Raw genomic sequence first — 13,639 nt, 5'->3', positions numbered from 1 at the left:
AAAATCTGTTATTCGGCTCGGAAAAAATATTGTGGGCTTAAAGCCAAGAATAACTTGTAACCATCAAAGTTAAAAAATAATTAAGGAGTTTCAAATGTTCACTAAAACTTTTGCTTCAGCAGCCGTATTGGCGCTTTTGCTACCAGCTACACAGACAATGGCTGCTTCTCATAGTGATGAAGAAAAAAACAGAATCGATGCTACTGATACTTTACCTGATGCGAAACCAGGTGAGTGTTATGCAAAAGTAATTGTACCAGCACAATACGAAACTAAAACAGAGCAAGTATTAGTTAAACCAGAATCAGAAAAAGTTGAAGTTAAGCCAGCTGTTTTTGATGTGGCAGAAAAATCAATTGTTGCTAAAGAAGGTTTCACTAAAGTTAAAGTCATTCCTGCAAAATTCCGCGAAGAATTTGAAGAAGTTGAAGTGGCTAAGGCAAGTACAGAATGGGTTACAGACCTTGGTAAAAAAGGTATTCCTGCAAGCCCTGCATTATTAGCAGCTGCAAAAACTAACAGCATTGATATTTCTAGTGCGGCTATTGGTGAGTGTTTCAAAGAATTCTACGTACCTGCAAAGTATGAGCAATCTGAGAAAGAAGTGCTTGTTAAAGAAGAGTCAGAAGAAATCAAAGTTGCTGCTGCTCAGTTCGAAGAAACTGAAGAAACAGTTGTAGTTAAGCAGGCAAGCAAGAAAAAAGTATACAAGCCAGCTGAATACGAGACGATTGAAGAGAAGATCGAAATCGAGCCAGCTAAAGCAGTATGGAAGAAGGGTGACGGTCCAATCACTAAGATTGATAACTCTACTGGTGAAATAATGTGTTTGATCCAGGTTCCTGCTAAATACAAGATCATCAAGAAGACTGTTCTTAAGACTCCTTCTACTATCGATTTAGTAGAAATCCCTGAAGAAGCTAAAGGCGTTAAAGTATCTAAGCTAGTTAGCGATGCTACGATCGATAAAGTTAAGATACCAGCTGAGTACAAGAAAATTACTCTAACGAATAAAGTATCTGATGCGAGCTTTACATGGAGAGGGGCAGCGGTTGACGGTGAAGGTACTTATACTGGAAACCAGATTTGTCTTAAAGAAATCCCAGCTAAATTCACTAAAGTTAAGAAGCTTGTGATTGATACGCCAGCTGCAATTGAAGAAGAAAAAGTTGAGCCGGTTGCTAAGCTAATCAAAGTTAGCAATGTAGCTACAGAAGCTGAAGAAATTCGTACCATGATTCCTGCTGAATACAACACTGTTGAAAAGCGTGCGAAAGTTGCTAGCGAACGTTTAGAATGGCGTCGAGTTCTTTGTAAGACAAACATGGGGCCTGATATCAACAAAAGAATCCAACAAGCGCTTAAAGATGCTGGTGTTTACACAGGTGCTGTAGATGGAAATGTTGGACGTGGCACAATGTCAGCGGTAGAAAGATTCCAGAAAGATAACGGCCTTGCTACTGGTGGTCTAACGATCGATACACTTGAAAAGCTTGGTGTCATGTAATCAACACTTCGTTTTAATAAGTATCAAAAAAGCCGCGAAATTCGCGGCTTTTTTGTGTCTGCTTTTTTTATATAAAAAAAAGCCCCCAAAGTAGGGGGGTGACTATAGTTATATTAAATGTTGCTGTTGATAATTAGACGTTCTCTTTATTTTCTCTTAACGCATAAAACTCGTCAGCAAACTCATCAAATTTATCGTTTTCAATAGCATTACGAATTCCTCTCATCAGTTCCTGATAATAGTAAAGGTTATGAATCGTGTTCAGATGAGCGCCAAGCATTTCACTGCATTTGTCTAAATGACGTAAGTAAGATCGAGAATAATTCTGGCAGGTATAACAGCCACATTCTGGATCGATGGGGCCAGTATCAGCCTGATGCTTGCTATTGCGTAGCTTTAATTCACCGAAGCGGGTAAACAAAAAACCATTGCGTGCGTTTCTGGTAGGTATAACGCAATCAAACATATCTACACCACGCCTGACTGACTCTACAATATCTTCTGGTTTTCCAACGCCCATTAAATATCTGGGTTTGTCGGCTGGAAGTAGGGGGGTGGTTACCTCTAATACATGATCTCGTTCATCTTTGGGTTCGCCAACAGAAAGTCCACCGATAGCGTAGCCATCAAATCCAATATCTTTTAAGCCTTGTGCAGACGTCGTTCTGAGTTCTGCATGCATACCACCTTGAACTATACCAAACAATGCTGATGGGTTATCCGCATGTGCTTCTTTGCTACGTTTAGCCCAGCGCAAAGATAACTCCATTGATTCACGGGCTTCCGATAATCCAGCGGGGTAAGGAGTGCATTCATCAAATATCATAACAATATCTGAGCCTAGCTTGCGCTGAATATCCATCGACACTTCTGGTGAAAGTAACACCTTGTCGCCATTGACGGGCGATCTAAAGTGAACACCTTCCTCAGTAATCTTGCGCATTTTTGCGAGTGAAAAAACCTGAAAGCCACCTGAGTCAGTAAGGATTGGTTTGTCCCAGTGCATGAAGTCATGTAAATCTCCATGCTTCTCGATAATATCCGTACCAGGTCGAAGCATTAAATGAAAAGTGTTACCGAGTATGATTTCTGCGCCAAGGTCTTTTATCTCTTCGGGCTTCATCGATTTAACCGTGCCATAAGTGCCAACAGGCATAAAGGCAGGAGTTTGAACTGAGCCTCTCGGGAAGTTCAGTTCACCTCGTCTGGCAAGGTTATTATTTGATTTATCTGAGTGTTTGAGTGTGAAATCCATGAGTAACGCTTTAGTTATGTATTGAAAAAATTGGGTATGTTAATTGTTCTTTTAGATCTATGCACATATTTGTTTAAAAGATCACAAGTAAATCATCAAAAAACACTTTGTGTGGGTATAGTCGAGGTTATTTGAATCTTAGAAGTTTTGTTAAAAGAAAATAATTTTTAATATAAAAAAGAACAAAAAAGCTGAGTAAAGTAGGGGGGTGATGGTAATAACATATAGTTATGATGAAAGCGCTCTCATCTAGCTATACTTAATATAGAAGAATATTATAATTTAATAATATAAGTAAAATCAATAACCTATCTGCAAAAAACCTACCCATAAATGTGTATTGATAGGAGGCAGTATTTCTGACACTCTTAGTAAGGGAATAAAAACCACACTAAAAAAATATAAAATAGGAGAAGATGGATGGAGTATCAATTAAAAAAGTCAGTGCTTGCGGCCTCAATCACAATAGCATGTGTTATATCAACGTCGGCACACGCAACTAATGGCTATGCGTCACATGGTTTTGGTATAGTTCAAAAGGCCATGGGTGGAACTGCGGTTGCAGGTAGCGATAATGCGATGAATCAGGCAACAAACCCGGCTGCGTTATCTTTTGGTTCTAATAACTGGACGGCGGGTCTGGATATTTTTGTACCGGATAGAGGGACAAGTTACGACTCTCCTCAATATAACCCAGGTATTTCGGGTGCTGATCTTGATGCAAATGATGATGGCAACTTTCCTATTCCGGAGATCGCTTATCAAAGGCATCTAAATGATAAATTTTCTATAGGTATTGCTGCCTATGGTAATGGTGGTATGAACGCCACTTACGATCGACCTATTTTTAGTCAGACTCATAATACAGGTATCGATTTTTCTCAGTTGTTTTTAGCACCTGGTGTGTCAATGAAGCTGGGTGAGAAAAATAGTATTGGTGCTTCTTTAAATCTTGTCTATCAACGCATCAAAATAGGTGGTGTAGATTCTTTTGCTCCATTTAGTAGTGATCCAAGTAATTTATCTAACAATGGGTATGATGGATCTACTGGTGCTGGTTTAACGCTAGGTTGGCAAGGTCAGGTAAATGATAAGGTAACACTTGGTTTGGCTTATCGTAGCAAGACCAAGATGAGTAAGTTTGATAACTACAGTGGTCTATTGGCAGAACAGGGTGACTTTGATATACCCAGTATGATCACCGCAGGTGTATCTTTTAAAGCGACGCCTAAAACAACGATTGCTCTGGATTTTGCTCGCATTAACTATACTGATGTAGCATCAATATCTAATGTTAATAATACCGCTCAGTTACAGGGGCAGTTATTACAAGGTGTGGCACCAGCAGATTTGCAAGGTCCGAAACTAGGTGATGATGATGGTGCAGGTTTTGGTTGGAAAGATCAAAATGTAATAAAGCTAGGTATTAAGCATCAACTAAATAATAGAATGACACTTTTGGCTGGTTATAATCACGGTAAAGCACCGATTCCTGAGACAGAAACAGCGTTTAATGTATTGGCGCCTGCTACTGTTGAAGATCACTTAACTCTAGGTATGGATTATAAGCTTTCCAAAACTTCAAATCTGACATTCCAGTACATGCATGCTTTTGAAAATAAAATAAAGGGTGATGGTACTTTAACGGCACAAGGTCCTGCTTCACCAGGTTCTATTATTCAGGTTGGTCCAAATCCATTAACGGATGTTACAGCGGCTGATATTAGTATGAATCAAAATTCATTTGGTATTTCATATACTAAGAACTTTTAAAATTCAGTTGTTAAAAAAGCGGGCTATAGCTCGCTTTTTTTTGCTTTAAAAAAATTAAGTACGAATGTCTGTAGAAAATATCCAGACAATTACGGAGAACGAATTATGTATAAAAAGCTTGGATTAATGTTTTTATTGGGAGCGTCGGCTAGCCCAGCGCTAGCAGATACTTATATGGATGCAGCATGGGCTAAAAAAGCGTGTAATGCCTGGAATGCAAGTCCAGTACTCACTAAGCAGCTAGTTGATGTCGATATTAATGAAGAAGTAGCGGGTGGTTATTCCTGGATTAATAATGATGCTAAACGTGGTTATAAATTAGTGCAGATGTATCGTTCGAAATGTGGCGAACAAACCAAAGTACAGTTGATAATTCAAAATAAGAATGGCGCGGCAATGTGTGTCGCAGCGGGTAAGCCTGATGGTAAGAAGATGAATTTTAATGTGGATTACTTAATGCATGCTAGCGATAAAAACTGGGCATGTATGGGTAGAGGTTCATTTGGTTGCGGTGCAATGGGTGCCATGATGACGGGTAAATTAAAATTCAAAGGACCCAAAGGTGAGGCAATGAAAGTTATGTCGCCTTTTGAAGCGTTCTTGAAAGTTGCGGGAAAAGTACCCGGAGATAAGGCGAGCTGCCCGAAATAGTGAGCTGCAAAAAGTATAAGCTAATTTAAAAAAATTAGGTCACCCCCCCCCCCTACTTTTAGCCTGTTTTTCAGTTTAATAAAAAACAGGCTAAAAGTAGGGGGGTGACCTAATTAATATTAACAATCAGAATTGATGTTTTTCGCAGGCAGATAATGTGTTCTTCATTAGCATGGCAACTGTCATAGGGCCAACTCCACCAGGGACGGGGGTAATCCATGAAGCTCTTTCAGATGCTTCTTTGAATTCAACATCACCTGCAAGTGTTCCGTCTTCTAAGCGGTTAACGCCAACATCAATCACTACCGCGCCAGGTTTAATCCACTCGCCTTTGACAAGCCCAGCTTTACCTACGGCAACTACGACTAGGTCAGCTTGAGACACTAGTTCTGGGGTATTTTTTGTAAAGCGGTGACATACTGTAACGGTAGCACCTTGCAGAAGTAGCTCTAGCATCATGGGTCGCCCCACAATATTTGATGCGCCAACAACAACCGCATTTAAGCCTTTAGGGTTTACATCTATAGATTCGAGTAATCTAATTATTCCGTAAGGCGTGCATGGTCTAAGACCTGGAATACGTAACGTTAAACGACCAACGTTTACGGGGTGAAAGCCATCAACATCTTTACTCGGGTCAATTCGTTCAATGATTAATGAAGCATCAAGATGGTCAGGTAAAGGTAATTGAACAAGTATGCCATCGATGAAATGATCGCTATTTAGCTGGTCAATTAATGAAACAAGCTCATGATGAGTGGTTTCTTCAGGTAAGTCATAAGAGCGTGAATAAATACCCACTTCAGAGCACGCTCTGCGTTTATGACCAACATAAACTTCAGAGGCAGGGTCACTGCCAACGAGAATAACAGCAAGACCCGGAGGCCGTTTTCCTTGTGAGTTTCTCACGTCTATTGCTGCTTTTAATTCGTTTCTTACTTCTGCTGAAACTTTTTTTCCATCGATAATTTGAGCCGACATACTAGATATCCAATAAAAATGTAAACGTTACTAATTGTTTGTAAATTAAGCTTGTTTTTAAGCGACATTACAAGTGTCAAAAGAGAAGTTTATTTAGAGCGCTGTTTAAAATACTTGAGACTAAACGCGATAACTCTTTTTTGTATTGTGGAAGCAATCTATTTAATTTGTTTTACTGTAATTGAAAACTGTTCTTTCTTAAGGTTTTGTTATTTAAAAAACTGATATGGGGCGAGGTTAGTCTGAAGTCATTAAGCTTGGTAGGAATGTGGGAATATCGTAAGAAAAATCTCAGATTAAAACAAATGATATATCTTGCCTTAAAAAATAAGCATAGCTTATCTTGTAAGGCAGATGGATAATGCATGAGAGTGACTATGCCTTTTATGATATTGAACGCGAAAGAGTATTTTAGGCTTTTATAGCGAATAATTTTGTAAGAATCTTTTAAACTTAAAATAACTACTAATATTGGGTTGACGAGTATAATTTTGATGCGTATCATTCGCGCTCTGTTGTTTTGGTAGAAGCTATTATTATTTATTTGATAGCGACGTGTCGGGGTATAGCGCAGTCTGGTAGCGCGCCTGCTTTGGGTGCAGGATGTCGGGAGTTCGAATCTCTCTACCCCGACCATTTACAACATGAAATGATGTACGTGGTGGACCTTAATATTGCGCCTGTAGCTCAACTGGATAGAGCAACAGCCTTCTAAGCCGTAGGTTGCAGGTTCGAGTCCTGCCAGGCGCGCCATTAAATGGTAGGCCATGATTTTATGGTGGGTATAGCTCAGTTGGTAGAGCCCCGGCTTGTGATGCCGGTCGTCGTGGGTTCGAGTCCCATTACCCACCCCAGATTTTTTTAAATTAAAGAAAAGAAGTTGTTTTGTTTATAAATACTTTTTTCTTTATTCAGGTTATACAAGCGTTGAAATGCAATGTATAATCGCTTTCTTTTTGCGAGAGTGGCGGAATTGGTAGACGCGCTGGTTTTAGGTACCAGTATCTTAGGATGTGAGAGTTCGAGTCTCTCCTTTCGCACCATATATAAATAGTAAGCTTAGCTTTGTTAAGCTTACTATTAATCTTTTATTAAACTATAAGAAGAACTCAAGACATTATCGTATGGCTTGAGATGAGGTTTATTGCATGCAGGTTTCAGTCGAGACTACCGGAAATATCGAACGTAAATTATCAATAACTGTGCCAGCCGAGCGCGTTGACGGAGAAGTTGATAAACGACTTAAGTCTATGCGTGGCAGAGTAAAGATTGATGGCTTCCGTCCAGGAAAAGTGCCAATGAGTGTTGTTAGTCAACAATATGGCGATTCTGTTTATCAAGAAGTTGTTGGTGAGATTTTTCAGTCTACCTTTTATGAAGCTGCAGAGCAGGAAAAGCTACGTGTAGCTGGAATGCCTAAGATCGATGCAACTACTTTAGTGCCTGGTAAAGACCTTGAGTACACTGCAACTTTCGATATCTATCCTGAATTCGAGATTGGCGATATTTCAAAAATGACAGTAACTAAGCCAGTCGTTAAGTTGGCAGCTGCTGATGTTGATGAAATGATCGAAACTCTACGTAAGCAACAGCAAGACTGGAAAGAAGTTAAGCGTGCCGCTAAAGAAGGTGATCTTCTGGTTGTTGATTTCAACGGTAAAGTTGATGGCGAAGAGTTCGAAGGCGGAGCAGCTCAAGACTTTTCTGTAGAGCTTGGCGCTGGTCGTATGTTGAAAGACTTTGAAGATGCCTTAACTGGAATGAAAGCTGGTTCTGAAAAAGAAGCAGATGTTACTTTCCCTGAAGAATATCCTGCAGAAAACCTAAAAGGTAAAACTGCACAGTTCACTTTGAATGTTAAAACAGTTAGCGCTCCTTCTCTGCCTAAAGTTGATGAAGACTTCATCAAGAAATTTGGTGTAGAAGACGGAACAAGTAAAAGCTTCAAAGCAGAAATAAAATCTAATATGCAGCGTGAAGTAGAGCAGCGTGTTAAAAGCCGAGTTAAACAGTCTGTAATGGAAGGTTTGCATGATTTGCATGAAATTGATTTACCTACATCTTTGGTTGAAGATGAAATAAAGCAAGTTCGTAGCGAAATGGAGCAAAACTCTCAAGGTGCAGATATGTCGTCTTTACCTGATGATATGTTTAAAGATCAGGCAGCAAGACGCGTTAAGCTCGGTTTGATTGTTGGTGAAATTATCACTAAGAACAAATTAGAAAAAGATCAGGCTCGTGTTGACGATATGCTGAATTCTTTGGCTGCGAGTTACGAAGATCCACAAGCGTTAATCGAATATTACCGAAGTGATCTGCAGGCGATGCAAACTATCGAAGCTGCTGTTATGGAAGAAATGATCGTAGATTGGGTATTGGATAAAGCTAAAGTTGAAGATGAGACTGTTAAATTTACAGATCTTATGAATACTCAGGCTTAATTGTTTTATTCTTTTTTTGAGTTAAAAAATAAAATAATCAATGTTTAAAGGTAATAATATGTCAAATGCTCGATTTCAAGATGAAATACTCGGAGTGAACGGTATCTTACCTATGCCGGGTGTTACTGAAACGGTACGAGGTCAGGAAAGAGGCTCAGATATTCTTTCACGCATGCTGAAAGAACGAGTAATTTTCGTAGTCGGTCAGGTAGAAGACTATATGTCTACTTCTGTTATGGCTCAGCTTTTGTTTTTAGAAGCTGATAATTCAGAAAAAGACATCCATATGTATATCAATTCACCAGGTGGTGTTGTTACAGCTGGAATGGCTATTTACGATACGATGCAATTTATCAAGCCTGATGTTAGTACATTGTGTGTTGGTCAAGCAGCTAGTATGGGTGCCGTATTGTTAGCGGGTGGAGCAAAAGGAAAGCGTTTTGCATTACCTCACTCAAGAGTAATGATTCACCAGCCATTAGGTGGTTTTCAAGGTCAGGCATCTGATATTGATATCCATGCAAAAGAGATTCTTAAAATTCGTAAAGAACTTAACTCTGTTCTGGCTCATCATACTGGTCAAAATATGAAGACTATTGAGAAAGATACAGATCGTGATAACTTCATGGATTCTCAGGCTGCAAAAGCATATGGGTTAATTGATGATGTTTTAGACAGTAGAAGTAAATAAACACATTAATATCACTAATTTTTATTTAAAGCCTGAATTATCAGGCTTTTTTTATTGTTGTTTTCTAACTATTCGCCTATAAAATAATTAACCGACTTTATCTGTTCTTACTGTACTTTTAAGCAGATTAGGATTAACTTTAGGGTTAGTATTAGGGGAAAAGTAAAATTGAGGTTTTTCGTCAATGAGCAAAGATAAGAAAGATGGGCAAAATGGCAAGGGTGACGGTAAGTTACTTTATTGCTCTTTTTGTGGAAAAAGCCAGCATGAAGTAAGAAAGTTAATCGCTGGTCCTTCAGTATTCATATGTGATGAATGCGTAGATTTATGTAACGATATTATCACTGAAGAACTGCAGGAAAAAGACGAAGGAGAGAAGAGAAGTCTTCCAATCCCTAAAGAAATCAATGATTTCTTAAATGATTATGTTATCGATCAAAATGCAGCTAAACGAGTTTTGTCTGTTGCTGTTTATAATCACTACAAAAGATTAGAAAGCAATTCGTCAAAAGATGAGATTGAGCTTTCTAAAAGTAACATCCTATTAATTGGTCCAACAGGGAGTGGTAAAACATTATTAGCTGAAACTTTAGCGAGAATGTTGAATGTTCCATTTACTATGGCTGATGCGACGACATTAACCGAAGCAGGTTATGTGGGTGAAGATGTTGAAAATATCATTCAGAAGTTATTACAGAAATGTGATTATGATGTTGCTAAAGCGGAAACAGGCATAGTCTACATTGATGAAATTGATAAGATTTCGCGCAAATCTGACAATCCATCGATTACTCGTGATGTTTCGGGTGAAGGTGTTCAGCAAGCGCTTTTGAAACTTATTGAAGGAACTGTTGCTTCTGTTCCTCCGCAAGGTGGTCGTAAGCATCCGCAGCAAGAATTTTTGCAGGTAGATACCAAGAATATTCTGTTTATATGTGGTGGTGCTTTCTCTGGTTTGGATAAAGTGGTTCTTGATAGAACTTCCAAAGGTGGTATTGGTTTCTCAGCAGAAGTTAAAGCGCCGGATGATGATCGAGCTTTTGGTGATGTTATCAAGGAAATTGAGGCGGAAGACTTGGTTCGCTATGGCCTAATACCTGAGTTTGTTGGTCGTTTACCAGTGATTGCTACTCTTGAAGAGCTTAATGAAGATGCTCTTGTGAGAATATTGACTGAGCCAAAAAATGCTTTGACTAAGCAGTATACAAAGCTATTCGATATGGAAGGTGCAGAAATAGATTTCCGTGATGATGCGCTTCATGCTATTGCTAAAAAAGCAATGGAAAGAAAGACGGGTGCTCGTGGATTACGTTCAATAATGGAAAAGATATTATTGGATACTATGTATGATTTGCCTTCAGAGAAAGATGTTACAAAAGTTGTTGTAGATGAGTCGGTTGTGAATGGGGAATCTCAGCCATATCTCATATACGAAAACAAAGACGTTAAAAAGAAAGCGACATCATCTAAGTGAAGTAACGCTGATTTCTAGTTAGTCCTTCATTAGATGTTCTATAAAGCCTCGCAGTGGAAACTAGCGAGGCTTTATTTTATATAAGTATTGATTTTTTTCTAAAACGTCCCAATCTAACTAATTAGACTTCTGTGATTATACAGAGGTGCTTAAAGAAGAGGCTAAAATGGCTACTGAAAAAGATAATAAGACAGCAGAGACTGAAAAGAATATTAAAGGGATACCGGTTCTCACACTCCGAGATGTGGTTGTGTATCCTCATATGGTTATTCCATTATTCGTTGGTAGAGAGAAATCTATTCGTTCTCTTGATGAAGCGATGGAAAACAACAAACAAATTTTATTGGTTGCACAAAAAAGTGCTGAAGTAGATGAGCCCGGCCCAGATGATATTTTCGAAGTAGGAACTTTAGCTACTATATTACAGCTTCTGAAACTTCCTGATGGTACTTTGAAAGTACTGGTTGAAGGCGTAGAACGCGTAAAAATTGCCTCTATGGATATAGAGGGTGAATACTTTACTGCCGATATTGATGTTATCCCAGTGGATGATAGCTTTGATAAGAGAAAGACAGAGTTATTAAGTCGAGCACTAGTTAATTTATTCGATAAATATGTAAATTTAAATAAGAAAGTTCCACCTGAGATATTATCGTCATTGTCAGGCATTGATGAGCCAGATCGTTTGTCAGATGCTATTGCTGCACACTTGGGTTTGAAAGTTACTGATAAGCAAAAGATCCTTGAAATCACCTCGGTGAAAGAGCGTTTAGAGCATTTGGTGAGTTTGGTCGAAGGTGAAATTGATTTACTTCAAGTTGAAAAGCGTATCCGTGGGCGTGTTAAGCAGCAAATGGATCGCAGTCAGCGTGAGTATTATCTTAATGAGCAAATGAAAGCTATCCAGAAAGAATTGGGTGACTTGGATGATGCTCCTTCAAACGAGCTAGAACAGTTAGCAGAAAAGCTAGAAAAAGCTAAGATGCCTAAAGAGGCCAAAGAGAAGGCTGAAGAAGAGCTAAAGAAATTAAAGATGATGTCGCCAATGTCGGCAGAAGCTACTGTAGTAAGAAACTATATCGATTGGATGGTAGGTTTACCGTGGAGTAAAAAGTCTAAGATCAGTAAAGATCTTGCTAAAGCGCAAAAAGTTCTCGATGAAGATCATTATGGTCTTGATGAAGTTAAAGAGCGGATTGTTGAGTACCTTGCGGTGCAGCAACGCGTTAAAAAACTAAAAGGTCCAATCATGTGTTTGGTAGGGCCTCCTGGTGTGGGTAAAACCTCTCTAGGTAAATCTTTAGCTAAGGCTACTGGACGTAATTACACGCGTATGGCACTTGGTGGGGTAAGGGATGAGGCGGAAATTCGTGGTCATCGTCGTACTTACATTGGTGCGCTACCAGGTAAAATTATTCAGAATTTATCAAGAGTTAAAACACGTAACCCACTGTTCTTATTAGATGAAATCGATAAGATGGCGACAGATTTTCGTGGTGATCCTGCATCAGCAATGCTTGAGGTGCTAGATCCGGAGCAAAATAATTCATTCGCTGATCACTATCTCGAAGTGGACTTTGATCTCTCGGATGTAATGTTTGTTGCTACATCTAATAGTATGAATATTCCAGGTCCGTTGTTAGATAGAATGGAAATCATACGTATACCTGGTTATACGGAAGATGAAAAACTGAATATTGCTAAGAATTACTTAGTGCCTAAGCAGTATAAAGATAATGGTGTTGAAAAAGGTGAGGTCACAATCAGTGACTCAGCGATTCTATCTATTATTCGTCATTACACTCGTGAAGCTGGTGTACGTAGCTTGGAAAGAGAAATATCTAAAATCTGTCGCAAAGTAATTCGTGAGCATTTGCTAGGTAAGAAGAGCAAGTCATCTGTTACTGGTAGAAATATCTCCAAGTACCTAGGTGTGCAACGATTTGATTACGGTAAAGCCGATAAGAAGAATCAGGTTGGTCAGGTAACCGGACTTGCGTGGACTTCTGTTGGTGGTGAATTACTAACGATTGAGAGTGTAGTTGTTTCTGGTAATGGTCATGTAAAGAGCACGGGGAGTCTTGGTAAAGTAATGCAGGAATCTATCCAGGCGGCTGAGACAGTTGTAAAAAGCCGTTCACGTCATTTAGGTATTACGCAAAAGTTCTTGAAGAAAAAGAATGTGCATATACATGTTCCAGAAGGAGCAACGCCTAAGGATGGACCAAGTGCTGGTGTCGGCATGGTCACAGCTATTGTTTCTTCTATGACGGGAATACCAGTAAAAGCTGAAGTGGCAATGACGGGTGAAATTACTCTGCGTGGTGAAGTGCTTCCAATAGGCGGGCTAAAAGAGAAATTATTAGCTGCTCATCGTGGTGGTATTACAACTGTGTTAATTCCTGCTGATAATGAAAAAGATTTGGCGGATGTTCCGGATAACGTTAAAAAAGGACTGAGTATCAAGCCTGTTAAGTGGATTGATGAAGTTTTAGAGTTCGCATTAGAGTCAATGCCAGAAGCTATTGATGAAGAAGATGATCTTGAAGAAGATTTGGAGCAATCTACACAGTCTCAAAATAATCCTGATCAGGAAGAAGAGTCACGCGCTCACTAGCGTGTAAATCACTACTTTATACCCGTCTGAAAGCATTTTATAGTGTTTTTGGTCGGGTATTTATAAATCAATCTATTTAATTTATCTTTTTTGTTAGTTTGTGTTGAAACTTGCTATGTGCGCTGGTATAAATGTCTCCGCTTGTGAGATGTGGTGGTACTTTAGCCACATAGCTTTATACTAATAACTCAAGAAATACATTGAGATTTTAATTTACATTGTTATTATCGTTTCTAATTATTGTCATAA

The 13,639-nt window shown here is 39.0% G+C and carries 9 protein-coding genes and 4 tRNA genes; 11 read left to right on the top strand and 2 right to left on the bottom strand.

Annotated features, from left to right (window positions below):
- Nucleotides 1-94 precede the first annotated feature (94 nt).
- On the top strand, nucleotides 95-1,507 hold the full coding sequence (locus Q1A31_RS11800) for a peptidoglycan-binding protein (protein ID WP_299876572.1): 1,413 nt from the start codon (nucleotides 95-97) through the stop codon (nucleotides 1,505-1,507).
- 133 nt (nucleotides 1,508-1,640) lie between these two features.
- Here Q1A31_RS11800 and tgt read toward each other — a convergent pair whose 3' ends face one another.
- Nucleotides 1,641-2,762 (bottom strand): tRNA guanosine(34) transglycosylase Tgt, encoded by a 1,122-nt coding sequence (gene tgt, locus Q1A31_RS11795; RefSeq protein WP_299876570.1) that lies wholly within the window; start codon nucleotides 2,760-2,762, stop codon nucleotides 1,641-1,643.
- Between the two features lie 420 nt (nucleotides 2,763-3,182).
- Here tgt and Q1A31_RS11790 point away from each other — a divergent pair, with 420 nt between their 5' ends.
- Both Q1A31_RS11790 and Q1A31_RS11785 read left to right on the top strand, forming a co-directional pair.
- On the top strand, nucleotides 3,183-4,535 hold the full coding sequence (locus tag Q1A31_RS11790) for an OmpP1/FadL family transporter (protein ID WP_299876568.1): 1,353 nt from the start codon (nucleotides 3,183-3,185) through the stop codon (nucleotides 4,533-4,535).
- 105 nt (nucleotides 4,536-4,640) lie between these two features.
- Nucleotides 4,641-5,186, top strand: a complete 546-nt coding sequence (locus Q1A31_RS11785) for an SCP2 sterol-binding domain-containing protein (protein WP_299876566.1) — start codon at nucleotides 4,641-4,643, stop codon at nucleotides 5,184-5,186.
- A 126-nt stretch (nucleotides 5,187-5,312) separates the two neighbouring features.
- Here the strand turns inward: Q1A31_RS11785 and folD are convergent, their stop codons facing one another.
- A complete protein-coding gene (folD, locus tag Q1A31_RS11780; RefSeq protein WP_299876564.1) occupies nucleotides 5,313-6,167 on the bottom strand; it encodes a bifunctional methylenetetrahydrofolate dehydrogenase/methenyltetrahydrofolate cyclohydrolase FolD in 855 nt (284 codons plus the stop codon).
- Nucleotides 6,168-6,726: 559 nt separating this feature from the next.
- Between folD and Q1A31_RS11775 the strand changes: the two genes are divergently transcribed.
- The 8 genes from Q1A31_RS11775 to lon all read left to right on the top strand — a co-directional run bounded on the left by Q1A31_RS11775 (nucleotide 6,727) and on the right by lon (nucleotide 13,390).
- Nucleotides 6,727-6,803, top strand: a tRNA-Pro gene (locus Q1A31_RS11775).
- Nucleotides 6,804-6,843: 40 nt separating this feature from the next.
- Nucleotides 6,844-6,920 (top strand) — tRNA-Arg (locus Q1A31_RS11770).
- A gap of 25 nt (nucleotides 6,921-6,945) precedes the next feature.
- Nucleotides 6,946-7,021: transfer RNA gene (locus Q1A31_RS11765), tRNA-His, on the top strand.
- A 104-nt stretch (nucleotides 7,022-7,125) separates the two neighbouring features.
- Nucleotides 7,126-7,210, top strand: a tRNA-Leu gene (locus Q1A31_RS11760).
- Nucleotides 7,211-7,315: 105 nt separating this feature from the next.
- A complete protein-coding gene (gene tig / locus Q1A31_RS11755; protein ID WP_299876562.1) occupies nucleotides 7,316-8,608 on the top strand; it encodes a trigger factor in 1,293 nt (430 codons plus the stop codon).
- Nucleotides 8,609-8,666: 58 nt separating this feature from the next.
- Entirely contained in the window at nucleotides 8,667-9,299 is a 633-nt protein-coding gene (locus tag Q1A31_RS11750; protein ID WP_299876560.1) for an ATP-dependent Clp protease proteolytic subunit, read from the top strand.
- Between the two features lie 184 nt (nucleotides 9,300-9,483).
- Nucleotides 9,484-10,773, top strand: a complete 1,290-nt coding sequence (clpX, locus tag Q1A31_RS11745) for an ATP-dependent Clp protease ATP-binding subunit ClpX (protein WP_299876558.1) — start codon at nucleotides 9,484-9,486, stop codon at nucleotides 10,771-10,773.
- A gap of 166 nt (nucleotides 10,774-10,939) precedes the next feature.
- Nucleotides 10,940-13,390: an endopeptidase La gene (gene lon, locus Q1A31_RS11740; RefSeq protein ID WP_299876557.1), complete on the top strand. Its 2,451-nt coding sequence runs from the start codon at nucleotides 10,940-10,942 to the stop codon at nucleotides 13,388-13,390.
- The last annotated feature ends 249 nt before the right edge of the window (nucleotides 13,391-13,639 follow it).

Origin of the sequence: uncultured Cocleimonas sp. (assembly GCF_947495625.1) — a bacterium.
In the GTDB taxonomy this organism is placed as follows: domain Bacteria; phylum Pseudomonadota; class Gammaproteobacteria; order Thiotrichales; family Thiotrichaceae; genus Cocleimonas.
This window is presented reverse-complemented; position numbering and strand designations above follow the sequence as displayed.

Excerpts from the sequence above, each read along its gene's own strand:
- tgt (WP_299876570.1), bottom strand. The coding sequence starts at position 2,762 with ATGGATTTCACACTCAAACACTCAGATAAATCAAATAATAACCTTGCC.
- clpX (WP_299876558.1), top strand. The coding sequence starts at position 9,484 with ATGAGCAAAGATAAGAAAGATGGGCAAAATGGCAAGGGTGACGGTAAG.
- lon (WP_299876557.1), top strand. The coding sequence starts at position 10,940 with ATGGCTACTGAAAAAGATAATAAGACAGCAGAGACTGAAAAGAATATT.
- Q1A31_RS11785 (WP_299876566.1), top strand. The coding sequence starts at position 4,641 with ATGTATAAAAAGCTTGGATTAATGTTTTTATTGGGAGCGTCGGCTAGC.
- Q1A31_RS11790 (WP_299876568.1), top strand. The coding sequence starts at position 3,183 with ATGGAGTATCAATTAAAAAAGTCAGTGCTTGCGGCCTCAATCACAATA.
- Q1A31_RS11750 (WP_299876560.1), top strand. The coding sequence starts at position 8,667 with ATGTCAAATGCTCGATTTCAAGATGAAATACTCGGAGTGAACGGTATC.
- Q1A31_RS11800 (WP_299876572.1), top strand. The coding sequence starts at position 95 with ATGTTCACTAAAACTTTTGCTTCAGCAGCCGTATTGGCGCTTTTGCTA.
- folD (WP_299876564.1), bottom strand. The coding sequence starts at position 6,167 with ATGTCGGCTCAAATTATCGATGGAAAAAAAGTTTCAGCAGAAGTAAGA.
- tig (WP_299876562.1), top strand. The coding sequence starts at position 7,316 with ATGCAGGTTTCAGTCGAGACTACCGGAAATATCGAACGTAAATTATCA.